This is a genomic window from Usitatibacter rugosus (genome assembly GCF_013003965.1).
GTDB classification, from domain to species: Bacteria; Pseudomonadota; Gammaproteobacteria; order Burkholderiales; family Usitatibacteraceae; genus Usitatibacter; species Usitatibacter rugosus.
Genome location: NZ_CP053069.1, coordinates 1122498 through 1142718 on the forward strand (window position 1 = coordinate 1122498; position 20221 = coordinate 1142718).

Consider the following 20221-nt stretch of genomic DNA (forward strand, 5'->3'; position numbering starts at 1 on the left):
GCGTGCGGATTTTCCTCCGGATCGTCGCGGGCCTGCTGCTGGTCGTCGTCCTCGCCCTCGCCGGCGCCTTCATCTGGCTTCGCCATTCGCTACCCACGACCGAGGGTGAGCTCGTCGCTCGCGGCATCTCGGCGCCCGTGGAGATCGTGCGCGACAAGGAAGGCGTGCCGCACATCCGCGCCGCCACCGAACGCGACGGCTGGTATGCGATGGGCTACGTCCACGCGCAGGACCGGCTGTGGCAGATGGAGTTCCAGCGGCGCGTCGCCTCGGGCCGCCTCGCGGAATTCCTCGGCGAGCGCGCCTACGACAACGACCGCCTCATGCGCACGCTCGGCATCCGCGAGCTCTCGATCACGATCGCCGGCAAGCTCGACGCGAAGACGCGCGAGTCGCTGCAAGCCTATGCCGACGGCGTGAACGCCGTGATGGCGGGCTCCCCGCTGCCGCCCGAGTTCACCGTTTTCCGCATCGAGCCCGAGCCGTGGAAGCCCGAGGACACGATCGGCTGGCTCTTCGTGATGGCGTGGGACCTCTCCGGCAACTGGCGCTCGGAGCTCTCCCGCGCGCGCTTCGCGGCACAGCTCGGGGCGCTGCGCACCAACGAGATCATGCCGCCGTATCCGGGCGATGCCGCGATCGCGTTGCCGGACTACACGGAGCTCTACAAGAAGATCGAGCCGATCGCGGGCCAGCTCATGGCCGCCTTCCCCGGCACCGAAGAGGCCGTGGGCTCCAACAACTGGGTGCTGGACGGCTCGCATACCGAGAGCGGAAAGCCGTTGCTCGCCAACGATCCGCACCTGGGCCTGCAGGCGCCGTCGCTCTGGTACCTCGCACACCTCGCGACACCGGAGGGCAACGTCGTCGGTGCCACGCTGCCCGGCGTTCCGTTCGTGGTGCTGGGCCGCAACGACCGCGTGGCCTGGACGATGACGACCACGGGCGGCGATACGCAGGACCTCTTCGTCGAGCGCGTCGCCCCCAACGACGCCACGCGCTACCTGCTGCCGGGCGGCGGCACGGCGCCCTTCACCATTCGCGAGGAGGTGATCCGCGTCGGCTCCGAGGAGCGTCGCGTGCGCATCCGCTCGACGCGCCACGGCCCCGTGATCTCGGATGCCGTGCGTAACGTCGCGGGCGTGACGCCGAAGGGCCACGTGATCGCGCTCGCATGGGCCGCGCTCACCGAGGAGAACGCCACGGCACGCGGCGGCTTCGCGCTGAACCGCGCGCGAAACGCCGCCGGCATTGTCGAGGCCGCGCGCGATTTCCACTCGCCGCAGCAGACGCTGGTGTACGCCGACGTCGAGGGGACGATCGGCATGATCGCCCCGGCGCTCGTGCCGCGCCGCCGCGCCGACAACGAGGCGATGGGCCGCGTGCCCGTGCCCGGCTGGATCTCGAAGTACGACTGGGACGGCCTCGTGCCGTTCGACAACCTGCCCGCGATCGTGAGCCCGCGCACCGGCATGATCGTCACGGCGAACCATCGCATCACGCCGCCGGACTACCGCGAGTTCATGACGACGGACTGGTTCCCGCCGTACCGTGCCGACCGCGTGGAGAAGGTGCTGCTCGCGCGCGACAAGCACTCGATGATCTCGATGCGCGCATTGCAAGCCGATGACCTCTCGCGGCTCGCCGTGGAGGCGCTGCCAATGATGGCCGCAGCCGAGCCCACGACGGAGGGCGGAAAGCGCGCGAAGGCGCTGGTGGCCGGATGGAAGGGCAACATGGCGGTGAACGAGGCCGCGCCGCTCGTCTTCAGCGCCTGGTACCGCGAGTTGACGCGCCTGGTGTATGCCGACGAGCTCGGCTCGCTCTTCCCCGAAGGCTGGGAGCTGCGCTCGGCCTTCATGATCGGCGTGATGCGAGGCGAGCGTCCCTACGTCGGCTGGTGCGACAACGTGACCACGAAGGACGCGGAGACGTGCGAGGAGCTGGCATCGCAGGCCTTCGACCTCGCCGCGGCGGATCTCCAGAAGCGCTACGGCGAGGAATCGAAATGGCGCTGGGGGCACGCGCACTTCGCCGCCGGGCAGCATCGGCCGCTGGGATTCACGCCCGTGGTCGGCCGCCTGTTCAACGTGGAGCCGGAAAGCGCGGGCGATGCGACGAGCGTGAACGTGGGCGCCACGACGATCCGCGACGAAGCCTTCCCGTTCTCCAATCGCCACGCGCCGAGCCTGCGGGCGATCTACGACTTCTCCAATCTCGAGAACTCCGTCTTCATGCACTCGACCGGGCAATCCGGGCACGTGGCGTCGAGGTGGTACTCGAACCTCGCGGAGCGCTGGGCCCGCGTGGACTACATCACCATTCCCACCAAGCCGGACGCTTCGCAGTCCGCGTACGTGCTGCGCCTGGTGCCCTGAGCGGCCATGGCCGACCGCAGCGGCGCGCTGCTCCTCATGCGGATGATCACGGTGGTGATCGCACTCGCCGTGCTGGCGAGCATCGTCATCGCGGAGGGCCTGGCCGCTTTCTCCAAGACACACGGCTTCGGGATGACCGACGTGCTCGTGGCGCCGTTCGTCTTCGTGTTCTACGCCGGGCCACCGCTCGCCGTGATCGGCATGGCGTCGCGCTCGAAGTCGATGGTGGCGGGGGCGATTCCGCTCCTGCTCGCCGCTGCCTTCGCGGGCCTCCTCGTGATCTATCGCCTCGTCCCTTGGCATTTCCATCGCCTGGGCGGCAGTAGCGACGGGGAGATGCAGCTCCTGATCGTGATGGTGTTCGCGCTCTGGCCGCTCGCCGCGGGCGGCGGCCTGCTCTGGCTCATTCTCAATCGCCTTCGAGCAGATCCTTGAGCAGGGCGGACTCCCGCGAATAGAACCCTTCGGTATGGAAGGTCTCGGCGAGCTTGAAATGCTCGTAGTCCAGGTGATGGACGAACTCGTGGACGAGCGTGCGCAGGAACGTACGGAATTTGACGAGCTGCTCCTTGCGGGCGGTGCGCATCCAGACGGTGATGACGGCACGCTCGCCTCGGGCGTATTCGTCCAGCTCGCGCGGCTCGTAGAGACCGTGGAGCTCTCCGTAGTCGTTGCTCGGGCGGCGCTCGAGGACCTTGACCTTCAGCGGCGGCGTGGCGAGGCGGGCATTGAAGGCCTCGACCAGCGCCTGGCAGGCACGCTCGAGGGCGGCACGATCCCCGCCTTCCAGGGGTGCGGCGATCGCCCGGGCCAGCGGGACCAGGGCGGGGAAATCCGGAATGTCCACTCGCAGGATCGCATCGCTCTTGCGATAGATGCGCTTGCGGGCGGGCGAGAGCCGGTCGTAGAACGCGAAAGGCATGGTCCCCAAAAGTAACGCATCAGGCCGTAATATGGACGACTTCGGTGGCCGCCAGAGCCGCTGTCTTTTCCACCGCCCCGGACCCCAGAGACCATGAAAAAAATCCTCGCGACACTCGCCGCGCTTCTCCTGCTTGCCGGTTGTGCCAGCACCCCCGCGCCGACCGCCTCGAAGCCGAAGCTGGTGGTGTTCATGGCGATCGACGGCTTCCCGGAACGCCAGCTCGTCGACTACCGCGACCAGCTCGCCCCGGACGGCTTCCGCCGCTTCCTCGACCGCGGCACCTGGTTCTCCGACGCGCATTACGGCTACGCGTTCACCGTGACCGCGGCCGGCCACGCCACGATGCTGACCGGAGCTTATCCGCACCAGACGGCGATCATTGGCAACGAGTGGCGCGATCCCGTCACGGGCGAGATGGTGTATTGCACCGGCGATCCCACGGCCACCTACATCGGCCACACCACCAAGAAGCTCGACGGCACCAGCCCGAAGAACCTGAAGGTCGATACCGTGGGTGATGTGCTTCGCAAGATCGACCCGAATTCGAAGGTGATCGCGATCTCGGGCAAGGACCGCGGCGCGATCCTGCCCGCGGGCCATCGCGGCACCGCCTACATGTACATGGCGCAGACCGGGCAATTCGCCTCGACCACGTACTACATGAAGGAGCACCCCCCGTGGGTCACCGCGTTCAACGACGCGAAGCCCGCCGACGCGTACTTCGGCCGCGAGTGGAAGCCGCTCCTCGACGATGCGTCGTATGCGAAGTCGCTGCCGGACAGCCAGAAGTGGTATCCGAAGGGCGGAGCGCTCCCGAAGAAGATGGGCGAGGGCAGCGACAAGCCCGGCCCGCTCTATTACGGCGGCCTGCTGCCGAGCCCGTTCGGCGACGACCTCACGCTCAACTTCGCACGCGCGGCCATCGTGGGCGAGAACCTCGGCACGGACGATTCTCCCGACATCATTTCGATCAGCCTCTCGGGCCACGACTACGTGAACCATGCGTACAGCGCCGAGTCGCGCCTTTCGCACGACCACACGCTGCAGCTCGATCGCCTGCTCCAGTCCTTCTACCAGGACCTCGACAGGATGGTCGGCAAGGACAACTACGTGCTGATCCTCACCGCGGACCACGGCTTCATGCCCGCGCCGGAGGTAAGCCTCGCGGCCGGCCGCAATGCCGGGCGCCAGAGCGGCAGCCAGGCGATCGCGCGCATCAACGCGGCGCTGGGCAAGCAGTTCGGCGAGGGCGCGTGGGTGAAGTACTTCTCGGCGTCGGCCGCGGAGCTCGACAAGAAGCTCATCGCCGAGCGCAAAGTCGATCTCGCCGCGATCACCGAGGCGGCCCGCAAGCAGCTCGAAGCGGAAGAGGGCGTGGCCGTGGCCTACACGCGCGCCGAAATCGTGAGCAACAGCCGCGCCGGCGCGCCGTTCTTCGACCAGATGCGCAAGTCGTGGAATGCGGAGCGCTCGGGGGACATCCAATATGCGTTGAAGCCCTACTGGATGATGACCTCGAGCACGAGCAGCACCACGCACGGCTCGCCGCATCCGTACGACACCAACATCCCGATCGTCTTCTACGGCCCGGCGTGGATCGGCGCGGGCCGCGTGGACACGCGCGTCGAGGAGGCGGACGTCGCGCCGACCATCGCGCGGCTGCTCGGGATCCCGCCGCCCGCCACCGCGGAAGGCAAGCCGCTGCCCCTCACGCCGCCGCGCTGAGGCCCACGTACGAGGGTAAGTGCTCGAGAAGCTCGAAAGCTGGTTCCGCGACAACGGTTGGACGGCATTCCCGTTCCAGCGTGAGGTCTGGACCGCGTACCTGAACGGCGAATCGGGGCTGGTGCACTCGGCTACCGGCTCGGGCAAGACGCTCGCGGCCTGGCTCGGGCCGCTGGCGGAATGGATCGCGGAGAACTCCGAGGGCCGGGGAGAGGGCAAGGCCCCGCCGCTTCGCGTCCTCTGGATCACGCCGATGCGAGCGCTCGCCGGCGACACGGCGCTCTCGATGCAGCGCGCTGTGGAGGGCCTCGGTCTTCCGTGGACCGTGGGCCTTCGCACCGGTGACACCTCCTCCTCCGAACGCGCGAAGCAGGACCGCAAGCTCCCCAGCGCGCTCGTCACCACGCCGGAATCGCTGTCGCTCATCCTGTCGCGTGCCGATGCACGAGAGAAGCTCTCCGACTTGCGTCTGGTCGTCGTCGACGAATGGCACGAGCTCCTCGGCAACAAGCGCGGCGTGCAGGCGGAGCTTTGCCTCGCTCGCCTTCGCAAGTGGAATCCCGCGCTTCGCACGTGGGGCCTTTCCGCAACGCTAGGGAATCTGCAGGAAGCGATGGATCGGCTGGTTCCGCGCCACGAGGTCGCACTCCGTCATTCCCGCGAAGGCGGGAATCCATGGGTCCCCGCCTCCGCGGGGACGACGAACGATCTTCGGAGAATCGTGAAGGGCGTGTCGGACAAGAAGGTGATCATGGACACGCTCATCCCCACGGACATCGATCGCTTCCCGTGGGCTGGGCACCTGGGGCTGGCGATGCTGGGCGAGGTGATCGAGGCGATCGAGGGCGCACGCTCGACGCTCGTGTTCACGAACGTGCGGTCGTCGGCGGAGCTCTGGTACCAGGGGCTGCTCGAAGCGAAGCCGGAGTGGGCGGGCATTCTCGGGCTACACCACGGATCGCTCGATGCGGACGTGCGCCGCTATGTCGAGCAGGGCCTGAAGGAAGGCCGCATGAAGGCCGTCGTCGCCACCTCCAGCCTCGATCTCGGCGTGGACTTCTCGCCGGTGGACCAGGTGCTGCAGATCGGCAGTGCCAAGGGCGTTGCGCGTCTTCTTCAACGAGCCGGCCGCTCGGGCCACGCCCCAGGACAGGCGAGCCGTGTGACATGCGTTCCCTCTCATGCGTTGGAGTTCGTGGAGGCTGCGGCGGCAAGACGAGCGGCGATGGCAGGGCGGATCGAATCGCGCGTGCCCGTCGATCGCCCGCTCGATCTCCTCACGCAGCATCTCGTGACCATCGCGGTGGGCGAGGGCTTCGAGGAAGCCGAGATGCGCTCCGAGGTGATGAGCTCCGCCGCCTATCGCGACCTCACCGACGCGGAATGGCAGTGGGCGCTCGACTTCGTGACGCGAGGCGGCGAGGCGTTGCGTGCGTATCCCGATTACCACAAGGTCGAGCTCGGCGAGGACGGCCGCTACCGCGTGAGCCAGCCGGCGATCGCGAAGCGACACCGCATGTCGATCGGCACCATCGTCTCCGAAGCGTCGGTGAACGTGCAGTACATGCGCGGCAAGCGCCTGGGCAGCGTGGAGGAGTCGTTCATCGCGCACCTGGCACCCGGCGACGCGTTCATCTTCGCGGGCCACGTGCTGGAGTTCATCCGCATGGAGGAGATGACGGCGTACGTTCGTCCCGCGAAGCCCGGCTCGGCCACGGTGCCGCGCTGGGACGGAGGCCGATGCCCGCTTTCCAACGAGGTGTCGCAGAGCATCCGCGAACTGCTCGAGCTCCACATCGACCATCGCGAGGACGAGCCCGAGATGCGCGCCATCTCGCGCCTGCTCAAGCTCCAGCATTCCTGGTCGCGCATCCCGCGCCGCCACGAGATGCTGGTGGAGCAGACCGAGACGCGCGAAGGCCACCACATCTTCTTCTATCCGTTCGAGGGGCGGTCGGTGCATGTCGGCATCTCGGCGCTTTTCGCTTATCGCCTTGCCCGCATCCGCAAAGCTTCGTTCAGCCTCGGCTTCACCGACTATGGTTTCGAGCTCGTGTCGCGCGAACGCTTCGAGTTGTTGCCGCTGCTGAAGGGAGGCCTCGTCTCCACGGAGAATCTGTTGGAAGACATGATCGCGAGCCTCAACGCCGCCGAGCTCTCGAAGCGCCAGTTCCGCGAGATCGCGCGCGTGGCGGGGCTCGTGTTCCAGGGTTACCCAGGGCAGCCGAAGACCAATCGCCAGGTGCAGGCGACTTCCGGCCTCATTTGGGAGGTGTTCGCGCGCTGGGATCCGAAGAACCCGCTGCTGGGCCAGGCGGAGCGCGAGGTGCTGGAGCGCCAGCTCGAGTTCACGCGGCTGGCCGACGGACTCAAGCGCATCGAGACCTCGCCCATCCTCATCCGCCAGACGCACAAGCCGACGCCTTTCGCCTTCCCGATCATGGTGAGCCGCTTCCGCGAGAAGCTCACGAGCGAGAAGCTCGTCGATCGGGTGAAGAAGATGCAGCTCGAGTTCGACAAGGCTGCGCCGCCCGAAGCCGATTTCGCGGACGGCGACGCCACGGGCACCGTCATCCCCGCGAAGGCGGGGATCCAGCTGAAACTCCTCCCATGATCGAATGCATCGTCGCCGGCGAGAAGGTCGTGATGTTGCGCGAGAAGGCCCTCTACTGGCCGCGTGAGGCGACGCTCTTCGTGGCCGACTTCCATCTCGGCAAGGCGGCGGCCTTTCGAAGCGCCGGCATCCCGATGCCCTCGGGCACCACCACCGACAACGTGACGCGCCTCGCCTCGGCGATCGCGTCTACCGGAGCGCGGCGCGTGGTGTTCCTCGGGGATTTCCTGCATGCGAAGGCCTCGAAGGCGCGCTCCACCGAAGCGACGTTCGGTGCATGGCGCGAGAAGCACAGCGCCGTGGACCTGGTCCTCGTCCGCGGAAACCACGACACCAGCGCCGGCGATCCGCGCGAAGACTGGAACATCGAATGCGTGGATGAAGGCGCCGTGCTCGGGCCGTTCATAGCGAATCATCATCCCGAAGCGAAGCGCGGGGGTTACGTGCTCGCAGGCCACATCCATCCCGCAGTACGCCTCTCCGGGGAAGGCGACTCGGTTCGGCTGCCGTGCTTCTGGTTCTCTCCGCGGGTCGGCGTGCTGCCCGCGTTCGGCGCCTTCACGGGCTCCGCCGTGGTGCGGCCCCGCGAAGGCGACCAGGTTTTCGTCATCGCCGACGGCGAAGTGATCTCCGTCGGAAATTAGGGTCAGCTACTTTTTCCGTGTCCATTCCCCACGCCGCTTTCGGGGCCGTTCTTGGATTCGCCGTACCGGGCACGGGGCACCTGTACCTGGGGCGCGCCCGGCGCTTCCTCGTCGTGTTCGCGATCTTCGCGGCGACCGTGATCGGGGCGGCCGCGTCCGGAGCGATCTCGAAGCTCCCGGGATTCGCCGTGGTCGTCGTTGCAGGCATCGGCATGCTGCTGTTCTCGGTGATCGACAGCGCCATCCTCGGTTTTCGCGCGGGACGCGGCACACGCCCCTGGTACTCGCGCTGGTATTTCCTCGTCCCCTGGATCGTGGCCACCTCGGTTGCATTGATGCCGCTGATGACCGTGCGGGAAAGTCTGCTGGGCTACGGAACTTTCCATGTGCCGTCGGCGCTGATGGCGCCCACGATTCGCGCCGGCGACATCGTGCTTGCGGATACCTGGAGCGCGCGACGCACGGGGTTGCCCGAGGGAACACTGGTCGTCGTGCAATCTCCCGAGACGGGCGTTCGTGTCCTGCGCCGGATCAAGTGGGAGGAGGACGATGGCACGTACGTGGTGACGTTCGACCTGCCATTCAGCCCGATCGAACGCGGGGTGGCGGCAACGGATGTCGTTGCCATCATCACCGCGGTGCTTTGGTCGCCTGCACGAGGGGAATGCTGCAAGACCGTCGAGAAAAAGTAGCTGACCCTGATTACCGCTCGGGCGGACGGATGTCGCCGAAGCGAGTGACGAACGTGCCGGCCTTGCGATCCGCGATGAAGTGCTGGAGCGTCAGCCGCACCATCGCGAAAGCGAGGTCGTCCCAGGGGATCTCGTCTTCGGTGACGAGCTTCACCTCGAGGCTCTCCGAACCCGGAGACACGTTCGCGTCGAGCAACTTCGCGCGAAACATCATGTAGACCTGGCTGATGTGCGGGATCGAGTAGACCGTATAGAGGTCCGTGATCTCCACACGCGCATTCGCCTCTTCCAAGGCCTCGCGAGCGGCACCCTCCGCGACCGATTCGTTCACTTCCATGAAGCCCGCGGGCAGAGTCCAGCGGCCGTAGCGCGGCTCGATGGCGCGCCGTGCGAGGAGGATGCGCCCGTCCTCCCACACCGGCAGGCAGCCCGCGACGATCTTCGGGTTCACGTAGTTGATGTGGCCGCACGCGTTGCACACCGCGCGCAGGCGATTGTCGTCTTCGGGGACGCGCTCGGTGGTGGCCGAGCCGCAGAGGGCGCAGAAACGGATCAAGTTCGTTACATCCGTCAGCAAAAATCGGGGGTGACGCGTTAGGGGAGGTGCCTCCGCATGCTAACATAACCCCATGAAATTCCTTGCAAAAACGCTTCTCCTGGCCGCCGCGGCGCTGGCTGTCCCCGCGCTTGCGAACTTCGGCCCCGGCGAGCGCGTGATCGTCCTGAATTCGGGGGACGGAACGGTGTCCATCGTCGACCCGATCGCGATGAAAGAGGTCAACCGCATCCCCGTGGGCAAGGAGCCGCATCACCTGATGGCCACGCCCGACGGCAAGGAACTCATCGTCGCCAACGCCGCGAGCAACGACCTCGTCTACCTCGACCCGAAGACGGGCGAGATCATCCGTCGCGTGGAGCGCATCAGCGATCCGTATCAAATTGGTTTCTCTCCCGACAAGAAGTGGTTCGTCGCCGCCTCGAATCGCCTCGATCGCATCGATATCTATTCCAACCCGTTGAAGCTCGTGAAGCGCATCGAGATGCCGAAGGTCCCGAGCCACATCGCCTTCGATGCGGGCAGCACGCTCGCGTTCGTCACGCTGCAGGAATCGAACGAGCTGGTCGCCATCGACCTCGCCACGCAAGCCGTAAAGTGGAAGATCACCGTCGGCAAGCAGCCCGCCGGCATCTGGATGACGCCCGACGACAAGCACCTCCTGGTCGGCAACACGGGAGACAAGCACGTGGAGGTGATCGACTGGCGCACCGCCAAGGTCGTGAAGAAGCTTGAAACGGGCGAGGGCGCCCACAACTTCCTCGCGATGGGCGATGGGCGCCACGTCCTCGTCTCCAACCGCGTCTCCAACACCGTGACCATCATCGACCAGCAGGCCCTCGAGGTGAAGGAGTCCTTCAAAGTCCCCGGAGGGCCCGACTGCATGGAGCTCACCCGCGATGGGAAGCAGTTGTGGGTCACCTCGCGCTGGATCCGCCAGGTCACCGTCGTCGACATGGGCACGAAGAAAGTGGTCGGCCGCATCCCGGTCGGCAAATCCCCGCATGGCATCTACTTCGCGTCGCACGCGCCGCGCCAGTAAACCGTGTTCCGCTTCGCCCTCCTGCTCCTCGCCGCCCCCGCGGTGCACGCAGCCTGCACCGGCACCGTGTACCTCACGCTGGACACGGGCAACATGGAACCGGCCGAAGCCATGGCCGACATCCTCCGCAAGCACGACGTGAAGGCCACCTTCTTCCTCGCCAACGAGAAGACCAAGCGCGGCGACACCACGCTCGATCCCGCGTGGGCCCCGTACTGGAAGCGCCTGGCCGATGAAGGCCATGCGTTCGGCTCGCACACGTGGCGCCACTGGTACGTGCGCAGCGACGTGGGCGAGGACAAGATCCGCTACGTCTCCAACGACAAGCAAGCCGAATCCCTCGATGCGAAAGCGTTCTGTGCGGAGCTCCGCAAACCCGAGATCGCGTTCAAGGCTATGACGGGCCGCGGCTTCGATCACATCTGGCGTGCCCCCGGCGGCAAGCTCACGCCGCGCGCGGAGGCTTTCGCCAAGACGTGCGGGTTCAAGCACGTTGCGTGGTCGCCCGCGGGCTTCAGTGGCGATGAGCTCCCCTCGGACAAGTATCCGAGCGACAAGCTGATCGAGCGGCAGCTCAAAGACATCAAGGATGGTGACGTGCTCCTCTGGCACCTCGGCATCTGGTCGCGCGAGGACGCGCTGTGGCCGAAGCTGGATACGGTGATCGGCGGCCTGAAGGCGAAGGGCTTCTGCTTCGCGCGCATTCCCGAAGGCAAGGCATGGAAGCACTGACGCAAGCCTGGGCGCTGCTCCACGGCTGGGTGTTCGAGCACCTGGTGGAGCCCCTCGTCTTCGCGCTCGGGCTCTCCACGTACATGGAGCAAGCCTTCGACGCGACGGAGTTGGTGCTGATCGGCGTGTTCGAGATCGCCATCCTGTGGGCCGTGCTCTCGGCGCTCGAGCGCTGGCGCCCCATCGAAGTCTGGAGCGATCGTCGCGCCGTCCGGGCGGACGTGATCTATACATTCCTCCAGCGCCTGGGCGTGGCACCCCTGGTGTTCTTCCTGCTGCTCACGCCCGCGGTGGATGCGTTCGACGGCTGGCTTCGCATGCGCGACATCGTGCCGCTCAAGCTGGAAGACGCGTGGCCGAGCCTGCACCAGCATCCGTTCCTGTCGTTCGCCGTATATCTGGTGATCCTCGATTTCGTCGCGTACTGGCTGCACCGTGCCCAGCATCGCTTCGAATGGTGGTGGGCCCTGCACAGCCTCCATCACAGCCAGCGCGTGATGACCTTCTGGACGGACGACCGCAACCATCTGCTGGATGACCTCATCGTGGATGCCTGCTTCGCGCTCGTGGCGCTCGCCATCGGCGTGCCGCCGGCGCAGTTCGCGCTCGCGGTCGTGGTGACGCGCATGATCGAAAGCTTCTCCCACGTGAATGCGCGCCTCACCTTCGGCCGCATCGGCGAGGCGCTGGTGGTGACTCCGCGCTTCCACCGCGCGCATCACGCCATCGGCATCGGCCACGAGGGCGACTACAAAGGCTGCAACTTCGCCACGCTGCTTCCCGTCTGGGACCACCTCTTCGGAACCGCGAACACCCGGGGCGGCTTTGCCGCCACCGGCGTGCGCGACCAACTGCACGGCCGCGACTACGGCACGGGCTTCTGGCGCCAGCAGGCGCTGGGCCTCGCTCGCCTGGGCGCCGCGCTCAAACCCCGGCGCCGGGACCGCACGCCCGCCGCCCACGATTCGATCACGCCATGAAAAACCTTCTGCTCTCCCTGCTCCTCGCTTCCACCTCCGCGCTCGCCGCCGCTGCGTCGCTGGAGGTCACGCTCGACCCGCCGTCCAAGGCCGCCCTCGCGCTGCCCGCGGATGCCGCCGGCCGCCACCGTAGCGGCATCGTCCGCACGCTGCCCAAGGCGGCCGCGCTCACGGAGTGGACCGCGGAGCGCGGCGGCTACGTCGCGCGCGTGAATGCCACGTCGAAGGGCGCGCTCAGCCTTCGCGTCCGCCTCGATCTCTCCAAATTGCCGGGTGCCGTGGAACTGCGCGCGCAAGGCACGGGCGGCGGCGTCGAGACGATGACCGTCGAACCACTGCTGGGGCCCGTGGCCTGGACGCCGTGGACCGAAGGCGAGACGCAGTCGATCGAGATCTTCAGCGCCGTGCGTCCGCCGGACGCGTCCCTCAACGTCGGCGCGATCGTCCACATGACGGAAACGCCGTTCCCGAAGGCCTCGTCGTCCTGCACGCTATCCACGAGCTGCCCCACGGGCGACGGCACGCTGGACGCCGCGATCGCCGAGCGGAAGAAATCGCTCCTTCGCATCAGCTTCATCGACGGCGGCTCGGCGTTCCTGTGCTCGGCCACGCTCGTCGATACACCGCTGCACGCGCCCTTCGTCCTCACGGCGAACCACTGCATCGGCAACGAGAACTCGGCGGCGAGCGTCACCAGCAACTTCTTCTACGAGCAGACGCCCTGCGGCTTCCTGACGTTCGATCCGCTCACCAAGCAGGTGGCCGGCGGCATGTCGATGGTGTTCCCGAACTACAACACCGACATGACCATGCTCCGCATGAACCTCTCGCCGCCCGAGGGCGTGACGTACGCGCCGCTGAACCAGTTCCGCGCGAACGAGGGCCAGGCGGTCGTCACGCTGAGCCATCCGCGCGGCGATGCGGCGCGCTATACGACGGGCACCATCGTCGGCACCACGCGCAACTTCGACCTCCCGTACGACATGTACTGGGTGAGCATGGACAAGGGCCTCATCGAGCCGGGCTCGAGCGGAAGCGGCCTCTACACGCTGAACTCGCAGGGCCAGCTCGAGCTTCGCGGCGTCACCTCCGCGGCGAGCGAGGACCTGAGCTGCACCGCCACCACCGGTGCCACGATCTTCGGCCGCGTCGAGGTGATGTACCCGCAGATGGCGCCGTTCATCGGTATCAGCAATCCCGGCCCGGACGACGCGGTGAACCGCGTGAAGGACTGGGCGGCCGTTCCCAATACGGGCGCGGGTACGGATCTCCCGCTCAACGTGCAGCCCGGAGGCACGATCGATTTCGGCACCCACGTCATCAACTACGGCGGCGACGTGGACATCTACCGCTTCTACCTCACCGGCAAGCGCGTGGTGACGCTGCGCACGAGCGGCGGCATCGACACGGTCGCCACGCTCATGGACGCGAGCGGCGAGGCCATCGCCGCCAACGACGACGCGCAGTCGGGCGGGCTCGACTCGGGCATCACCCACAGCCTGCCGGCCGGCACGTACTACATCCACGTCGCGCACTGGGACCCTTCCCTGACTGGCGCCTACGGCCTCAAGGTCACCATGGTCGACGCGGGCCCGGACAACTACACCGCCTCGTGGTGGAACGCGGCCGAATCGGGCTGGGGCGTGAACGTGAACCACCAGGGCAACATCATCGTGGCCACGCTCTTCACGTACGACACCGACGGCACGCCGATGTGGCTCATCATGTCGCGCGGCGAGCGCCAGGCGGATGGCTCCTTCCTGGGCGATCTGTATCGCGTGACAGGACCGGTGTTCAACGCGCAGCCGTGGGGCAGCTTCAACCCCGTGGCCGTGGGCACCATGAAGTTCACGTTCGCCTCGAAGACTTCCGCCGTCATGACGTATTCGGTGAACGGCACGCAGGTCGTGAAGAACATCACGCCGCAGGAGTTCGGCACGCGCCCCGATTGCGACTGGTCCGACTTCGATCGCACCTACGCCTTCAACTACACCGACCTCTGGTGGGCCGCGGCCGAGCCGGGCTGGGGCATCAACTTCGAGCACCAGGGCAACATCATCTTCGCCACGCTCTTCACGTACGACGCCGAGAACAAGCCGCGCTGGTACCTGCTCTCGCGCGGCGCCCGTACCTCCAACGGCGTGTACAGCGGCGAGCTCTATCGCACGTCCGGCCCGCCGTTCAACGCCTCGCCGTGGACGCCCGTCACTCCGATCCAGGTCGGCAACATGACCATCAGCATCACCAACGGCAACAAGGCCTCGATCACGTACTCGATCAACGGCACCTCCGTCGTCAAGGACATCACGCGGCAGACCTTCGCCTCGCCCCACGTGCAGTGCGAGCCGTGACGGTCGCGAAGATCGAGTCCCTCGACCACGAGGGCAACGGCGTCGCGCACGTGGATGGAAAGGTCGTCTTCATCGACGGCGCCATCACCGGCGAGCTGGTCGAATACAGCAAGCGCCGCAGCAAGGGCAACTTCGATGTCGGCACCGTCACGCATGTCGTGAAGGAGAGCCCGATGCGAGTGACGCCGCGCTGCCGCTACTTCGGAAACTGCGGCGGCTGCGCGATGCAGCACGTGGAGCCCTCGGCGCAGGTCGCTGCCAAGCAGCGCGTGCTGGAGGACAACCTGGCGCGCATCGGCAAAGTGCAGCCGGGCATGATCCTGCCGCCGGTGATGGGCCCCACGTGGGGCTACCGCACGCGCGCGCGCCTCTCGGTGCACTACGTCGTGAAGAAGGGCGCCGTGCTCGTGGGCTTCCACGAGAAGCGTTCCTCCTTCGTCGCGGACACAAGCTCCTGCGAAGTGCTGCCGCCTTCGGTGTCTGCGCTGATCCCGGAGCTGCGCGAGATGTTCATGACCTTCGCGCTTCGCGACCGCGTGCCGCAGTTGGAGCTCGCCGTGGGTGAGGATGTGACGGTGTTCGTATTGCGCCACCTCGATCCGCTGCCCGAGGGCGATCTCCAGAAGCTCCGCGACTTCGCCGACCGCCATCCCGGCATCCAGTGGTGGCTGCAGTCGAAGGGTCCGGATACGGCCGTGCCGTACTACCCGAAGGAAGCGCCGCAGCTCGACTACCGCTTGCCGGAGTTCGACCTCTCGCTCGCGTACAAGCCGACGGAGTTCACGCAGGTGAATGCGGGCGTGAACCGCGTGCTGGTGAAGCGGGCGGTGGACCTCCTCGATCCGCAGCCCGGCGAGCGCGTCGGAGATCTCTTCTGCGGCCTGGGTAATTTCACGCTGGCGATCGCCACGCGCGGCGCGGATGTGATCGGCATGGAAGGCGCGCCCTTCCTCGTGGAGCGGGCGCAGGACAACGCGCGACGCAACGGGCTTTCCGATCGCGCGACCTTCGTCGCCTACGACCTCTACAAGGACGCGGAGGGCGCGCTGGACGCCCTGGGCCACGTCGACAAGCTCCTCATCGACCCGCCTCGCGACGGCGCGATGGATATCGCGAAGCTCATGCCCGAGCCGGGTCCTTCACGCATCGTCTATGTTTCCTGCAGCCCTTCCACGCTGGCGCGCGATGCGAACGTGCTGGTGCACGTGAAGGGCTATCGCCTGGTGTCCGCGGGCGTGGTCAACATGTTCCCGCACACGGGGCACGTGGAATCCATCGCGCTCTTCGAGCGCGTGGCGGAGTAGGAAAGAAAAAGGGCGGCCGAGGCCGCCCTTCCAAAGCCCCAGGGGGAGGCTGTCTAGTCGCGGTCGCCGCCGAAGATGCCCAGCAGCGCCAGCAGGTTCTGGAAGATGTTGAAGAGGTCGAGGTACACGGCGAGCGTGGCCGTGATGTAGTTGGTCTCGCCGCCCATCATGATGCGGTTCAGGTCATAGAGCAGGAAGGCGGAGAAGATCCCGATCGCGATCACCGAGATGGCGATCATCAGCCCCGGCAACTGCAGGAAGATGTTCGCGAAGCCGGCGACGATCAGCATGATCACGCCGATCATCAGCGCCTTGCCCATGCCGGAGAGGTCGCGCTTGATGGTCGAGGCCCAGGCCGCCATGCCGATGAAGATGGTCGCGGTGCCGCCGAACGCGAGCGCGATCAGCGAGGCGCCGTTGCGGAACGACATGATGTGCGTGAGCATGGCCGAGAGCATCAGGCCCATGAAGAACGTGAAGGCCAGCAGCACGGGAACGCCCGCGGCGCTGTTCTTCGTCTTCTCGATGGCGTAGATGAAGCCGAACGCGGCCGCCAGGAACACGATGAAGCCGATGGCGGGGTGGCCGAGCTTGAAGAGGTTGAAGCCGGTGGCCACGCCGATCCAGGCGCCGAGAACCGTCGGCACCATCGACAGGGCGAGCAGGGCGTACGTGTTGCGCAGGACCCGGTTCTGGCCAAGCGCCAGCGTGGAGCCGGTGTTGAGCGGGGTCGGAATACGGGATTCCATGGATATCCTCTGTGTCTGTGTGGGTCGCGATCGACCCGAACATTAGAGTATGGGAGAACCGCGTCGGTTTCAAGAACCTGAACGGTTCCTGAACGCGATATTCGATAGCGGTGACGCCGGAAATTAACCTGTTTATAATCAGGTAGTTACAAAAAACAGGTCTAGGGCGCGGGCTTGGCTTGGCCGGCCGCTACCGCGCGTTCCGCGAGCAACGGCTCCCGCCAATCGGGTTTGCGCATCTTCGCGCCCCGCGAGAGCAGGCAGTCCACCACTTCGAGCTTCCGCGCATTGAACGCGACCCGCAGGACCGAAGGGTTGATGTCGTCGAGCGCGTAGTCGATGTCGGCGCCCTTTTCCAAGAGGTCCTTCACTTCCTCCAGCCGGCCAAAGTTGGCCGCCAGCCAGAGAGCCTCGCTGAACTGCCGCTTCGTGGCCTGCTCGGGCGTCTCCCCATAGGGAATGCGCGATTCCCGGCCGCGATCCTTCACTTCAAAGAGGACCAGGGGATCGCCCCCGTTCAGCTTGATGCGAACTTGGTCGAAGGCCGCGGGTACGCCGCGGGAGAGGTCGAGGGTCCTCGTTTTCTCCTCGCCGTCGGCGTACCTCCACGTGACGGTCATCTCCCTGGGAAGCACCTCCGTGGTCGGCCCGTAGCTCGAGTTCGGACCGCGAAAGGCGTGATTGCCCATCACGACACGGAGATCTGCCTTCTGGCCATAGGCCGTGTCGAGCGAAATGAAATACGGCGGACGCTGCGGAGGAATCGGCACGGTGCGTTCCTTGGCCACCACCGCCACCGCCGTTCGCCCCGGCGGACCGTATCGATCGAGAACGTCCTTGGGCACTTCGGCCGCGTCTCCCTCAAGCGTGGGACGGGATTGCACGAGCATCTTGTAGCGCCCCGAGCATTCGATTTCCTTCTCATGGCCGGGGATGCGCTTGAAGTAGGGCCCGATCGCGGCCTCCATGGCGCGGCGTTCCGCGCTGTCCCGTCTCAGCACGTCCGCCAGCCCGGGGATGGGGAGCCTGAGAACGACCCATCCCGCGAACGCCTTGTCGAGATCTGCCTTCGATACGGGAAATTGGTCGCCGCATACGTCCATGAACACGGCCGTTTCGACGACGAGGGTCAGGACCTTGGCATCGATCTCGTCCGCCATCGCCTGTCCCGCGCTCGCCAGGCCGATGCAGAGGGCGAATGAATTGGCAGTTATTGGATGGCGCAAGCGCATCGTGCGGTGCCGGTCGGTACGCAGTAAGACTTCAAGATACTATCCTTCGCGAGAAACGAGAGGAGCCTTCTTGAGCGGAGATCTTCCAGTGCCGTCCCCAGCGAAGTACGCCTGGACATTCGTCGCGGTGATGGCAGTCATTCCCTGTCTGCCGGCGCTGGCTCAGGTCCAGTACGCGGATGCGGCCACCATTAACGAGGCCGCTGGGATGATGAAGACCAGGATGGTGGACGCAATCACCGTGCGCAACGTTTGCAGTACCCGGTTTCCGGCAAGAACCCGCGAGATCGATGGAAAGCTCGACGCCTGGAAGCTGAAGGAGAAGGCCATCATCGAGAAGGCCGATCTCTACCTGAAGGAATACGAAGGGCGCCCGGAGTACAACGCGATGATCTACCGAGCGTCCTCCGCGCTCGAGAGCCAACTGAAGGTTCTCAGCGATCCGATGTTGGCGTATCGGTGCTCGCTGTTATTCGACGATCTGCTCTCCGGAGTCTGGCGCACACGCACTCCGAAGATGTATCGGCTTCTCGAGCAAGCGGAGGATCCGACTCAACCCGAGAGCAAAGCCGCGCGATTCAACGAAGGGAAGACGGCATTCGAGAAGGGTGACTTCGAGACGGCCCTCGCGCGCTTCCGCCCGCTCGCCGAGGGAGGGTATGCGCCGGCCGAGAATGGCTTGGGACTGATGTATCAACTCGGATCCGGCGTCGCGAAAGATGAGGCGGAGGCGTTGAAGTGGTACCGCAGGGCCGCAGCGCAAGACGATCCCCAAGCCGAGTTCAATCTGGGACTCGCCTATGAAAAGGGCCACGGAGTCGCCAAGGACGAAGGTGAGGCTGTGGCGTGGTATCGAAAGGCCGCCCAACGGGGCCACGGGGAGGCCCAGAACAGCCTGGCCGTGATGTACACGTCCGGCCGCGGCGTCGCGCAGGACGGTGGCGAGGGTCTCAAGTGGTATCGCCTGGCGGCCGAGCAAGGCAATCCGAGGGCGCAATACAATCTCGGGGGTCGCTACGCTGCCGCGAATGATCATGTCGAGGCATTGAAGTGGTACCGCAAGGCAGCGGCGCAGGACTACGCCGACGCCTTCAACAACCTCGGCGCAATGTACGTCGCCGGGAAAGGTGTCGCGCAGGATTCCGCGGAAGCCCGGCGATTGTTCCTGGCGGGTGCAGCCCTGGGGTCACCGGGCGCCCAGTTCAATCTCGCGAACATGTACGCCGATGGAAGCTACGGCAGTCCCAAGGACATGACGCAGGCGATCAAGTGGTGGCAGAAGGCGGCTGCCCAAGGATTCCGCCCGGCGCAGGAGGAGCTCCGGCAACTCAAGCTCGGCTGGGATGGTGCGTCGGCGCCCGCGCAATGAGGCGGGCCGCGATCGTCTGGGCTTGCACCTTCGCCACGGCCCTTGCAAATGCCGATGAACTCTCGAAGGCAAGCCGACCCCGCGAAGGGGAAACGATTCGGACCGCCACGACATTTCACATCCTGGTGAAATCAGAGGCGGATGCGCAGCGCCTGTTGAAGGAAATCAAATCGGTCGCCCCGCCCGAGCAATTCGCCCGCTTCAAGGAGGCCGCCCGTCGCTCGAGCATCGACGCGTCCAGTGCGCGCACGGGCGGCGATCTCGGGAAGGTCTTTCCCGGCGAGATGGTTCCAGGCTTCGAGCGCAACATCTTTGGCGGCACTGCCAACGAGGTGGTCGGACCGTTTCGGACGGAGTTTGGTTGGCATTTGTCTTACGTGACCGCGTTCGGCTCCGAGCGAGTGGCGGACGTGTGCAGATTGCCTCTGGACTCGGCACTCAAGGGCACGGCAGGAGCGGCCAGGGGCGGTATTGAGCTTGCGCTCCAGCCGGTTGATCGCGGCACGCTGGCTGAGAAGGTGCAGGCGCTTATCGGCGATGGCTGGTCTCAGCCGATGATGGACGCAAACTCGAACTTGTTGTTCTTGCGCGCGGATCGACAGGGCCAAGGAACGATTCGAGTCGTGACCCAGCACGTGGAGTACATCGAGGGTGAGCTCGTTGCGTCGAAGCATCCGATGGGCTGCGCGCGCTCAGTCCAGACACGATCGGCCATCGACTGCGTCAAGGGCCAAGTGGGCTTCCTGTCGTTCGCCGAATTCGAAGGCCGCGGGGGAGTCGGAAGGGTGCTGGGACAGAGCTCCGTAGGGTTGCCAAGCGTCCTGTTCAAGCCGATCAGGCCAGACACGTTTGCGAAGCAGATGTATGACTACGCGTGCGGCCGGCGACAAACGCTTTAGAATCATTTGACAAGGCACCAGCGGTGCAA

At 66.0% G+C, this 20221-nt stretch carries 17 protein-coding genes; 13 read left to right on the forward strand and 4 right to left on the reverse strand.

The window, feature by feature from the left end:
- The first annotated feature begins 2 nt into the window (after nt 1–2).
- The gene (locus tag DSM104443_RS05725) at nt 3–2378 is read left to right on the forward strand and encodes a penicillin acylase family protein (protein ID WP_171090308.1); all 2376 of its coding nucleotides are present in this window, start codon (nt 3–5) and stop codon (nt 2376–2378) included.
- Between the two features lie 6 nt (nt 2379–2384).
- On the forward strand, nt 2385–2813 hold the full coding sequence (locus DSM104443_RS05730; protein ID WP_171090310.1) for a hypothetical protein: 429 nt from the start codon (nt 2385–2387) through the stop codon (nt 2811–2813).
- Here the strand turns inward: DSM104443_RS05730 and DSM104443_RS05735 are convergent.
- On the reverse strand, nt 2788–3300 hold the full coding sequence (locus DSM104443_RS05735; RefSeq protein ID WP_171090312.1) for a hypothetical protein: 513 nt from the start codon (nt 3298–3300) through the stop codon (nt 2788–2790). The two genes, DSM104443_RS05730 and DSM104443_RS05735, sit on opposite strands and share 26 nt — an antisense overlap.
- Nucleotides 3301–3393: 93 nt before the next feature.
- On the opposite strand from DSM104443_RS05735, the gene DSM104443_RS05740 reads away from it, so the two are divergent.
- Genes DSM104443_RS05740 through DSM104443_RS05755 form a run of 4 tightly spaced genes read left to right on the forward strand, consistent with a single transcriptional unit; the run spans nt 3394 to nt 8978 of the window.
- Nucleotides 3394–5028, forward strand: coding sequence for an alkaline phosphatase family protein (locus DSM104443_RS05740; protein WP_171090314.1), 1635 nt, complete (start codon nt 3394–3396; stop codon nt 5026–5028).
- Nucleotides 5029–5047: 19 nt separating this feature from the next.
- Nucleotides 5048–7642: a ligase-associated DNA damage response DEXH box helicase gene (locus tag DSM104443_RS05745; protein ID WP_171090316.1), complete on the forward strand. Its 2595-nt coding sequence runs from the start codon at nt 5048–5050 to the stop codon at nt 7640–7642.
- Nucleotides 7639–8286 carry a ligase-associated DNA damage response endonuclease PdeM gene (gene pdeM, locus DSM104443_RS05750; RefSeq protein WP_171090318.1) on the forward strand — a complete coding sequence of 216 codons (648 nt, stop codon included), beginning with the start codon at nt 7639–7641 and terminating at the stop codon, nt 8284–8286. Before DSM104443_RS05745 ends, pdeM begins: the two co-directional genes overlap by 4 nt.
- A 17-nt stretch (nt 8287–8303) precedes the next feature.
- Nucleotides 8304–8978, forward strand: coding sequence for a S24/S26 family peptidase (locus tag DSM104443_RS05755; RefSeq protein ID WP_171090320.1), 675 nt, complete (start codon nt 8304–8306; stop codon nt 8976–8978).
- A 10-nt stretch (nt 8979–8988) separates the two neighbouring features.
- Here DSM104443_RS05755 and DSM104443_RS05760 read toward each other — a convergent pair whose 3' ends face one another.
- Nucleotides 8989–9531 (reverse strand): NUDIX hydrolase, encoded by a 543-nt coding sequence (locus tag DSM104443_RS05760; protein WP_171096243.1) that lies wholly within the window; start codon nt 9529–9531, stop codon nt 8989–8991.
- A gap of 76 nt (nt 9532–9607) precedes the next feature.
- Here DSM104443_RS05760 and DSM104443_RS05765 point away from each other — a divergent pair, with 76 nt between their 5' ends.
- Genes DSM104443_RS05765 through rlmD form a run of 5 tightly spaced genes read left to right on the forward strand, consistent with a single transcriptional unit; the run spans nt 9608 to nt 15943 of the window.
- The gene (locus tag DSM104443_RS05765; protein ID WP_171090322.1) at nt 9608–10576 is read left to right on the forward strand and encodes a YncE family protein; all 969 of its coding nucleotides are present in this window, start codon (nt 9608–9610) and stop codon (nt 10574–10576) included.
- Nucleotides 10577–10579: 3 nt separating this feature from the next.
- Complete coding sequence (locus tag DSM104443_RS05770) at nt 10580–11308, forward strand: polysaccharide deacetylase family protein (RefSeq protein WP_212756975.1); 729 nt, start codon at nt 10580–10582, stop codon at nt 11306–11308.
- Entirely contained in the window at nt 11296–12288 is a 993-nt protein-coding gene (locus DSM104443_RS05775) for a sterol desaturase family protein (RefSeq protein ID WP_171090324.1), read from the forward strand. The genes DSM104443_RS05770 and DSM104443_RS05775 overlap by 13 nt, the downstream gene beginning before the upstream one ends.
- Nucleotides 12285–14639, forward strand: a complete 2355-nt coding sequence (locus tag DSM104443_RS05780; RefSeq protein ID WP_171090326.1) for a DVUA0089 family protein — start codon at nt 12285–12287, stop codon at nt 14637–14639. The genes DSM104443_RS05775 and DSM104443_RS05780 overlap by 4 nt, the downstream gene beginning before the upstream one ends.
- On the forward strand, nt 14636–15943 hold the full coding sequence (rlmD, locus tag DSM104443_RS05785; RefSeq protein ID WP_171090328.1) for a 23S rRNA (uracil(1939)-C(5))-methyltransferase RlmD: 1308 nt from the start codon (nt 14636–14638) through the stop codon (nt 15941–15943). Before DSM104443_RS05780 ends, rlmD begins: the two co-directional genes overlap by 4 nt.
- A gap of 53 nt (nt 15944–15996) precedes the next feature.
- On the opposite strand, the gene DSM104443_RS05790 is transcribed toward rlmD, so the two are convergent.
- The gene (locus tag DSM104443_RS05790) at nt 15997–16692 is read right to left on the reverse strand and encodes a Bax inhibitor-1 family protein (RefSeq protein WP_171090330.1); all 696 of its coding nucleotides are present in this window, start codon (nt 16690–16692) and stop codon (nt 15997–15999) included.
- 161 nt (nt 16693–16853) lie between these two features.
- Nucleotides 16854–17852, reverse strand: a complete 999-nt coding sequence (locus DSM104443_RS05795; RefSeq protein ID WP_171090332.1) for an ankyrin repeat domain-containing protein — start codon at nt 17850–17852, stop codon at nt 16854–16856.
- Between the two features lie 142 nt (nt 17853–17994).
- Here DSM104443_RS05795 and DSM104443_RS05800 point away from each other — a divergent pair, with 142 nt between their 5' ends.
- On the forward strand, nt 17995–19293 hold the full coding sequence (locus DSM104443_RS05800; RefSeq protein WP_171090333.1) for a tetratricopeptide repeat protein: 1299 nt from the start codon (nt 17995–17997) through the stop codon (nt 19291–19293).
- On the forward strand, nt 19290–20192 hold the full coding sequence (locus DSM104443_RS05805) for a peptidylprolyl isomerase (RefSeq protein ID WP_171090335.1): 903 nt from the start codon (nt 19290–19292) through the stop codon (nt 20190–20192). The genes DSM104443_RS05800 and DSM104443_RS05805 overlap by 4 nt, the downstream gene beginning before the upstream one ends.
- The last annotated feature ends 29 nt before the right edge of the window (nt 20193–20221 follow it).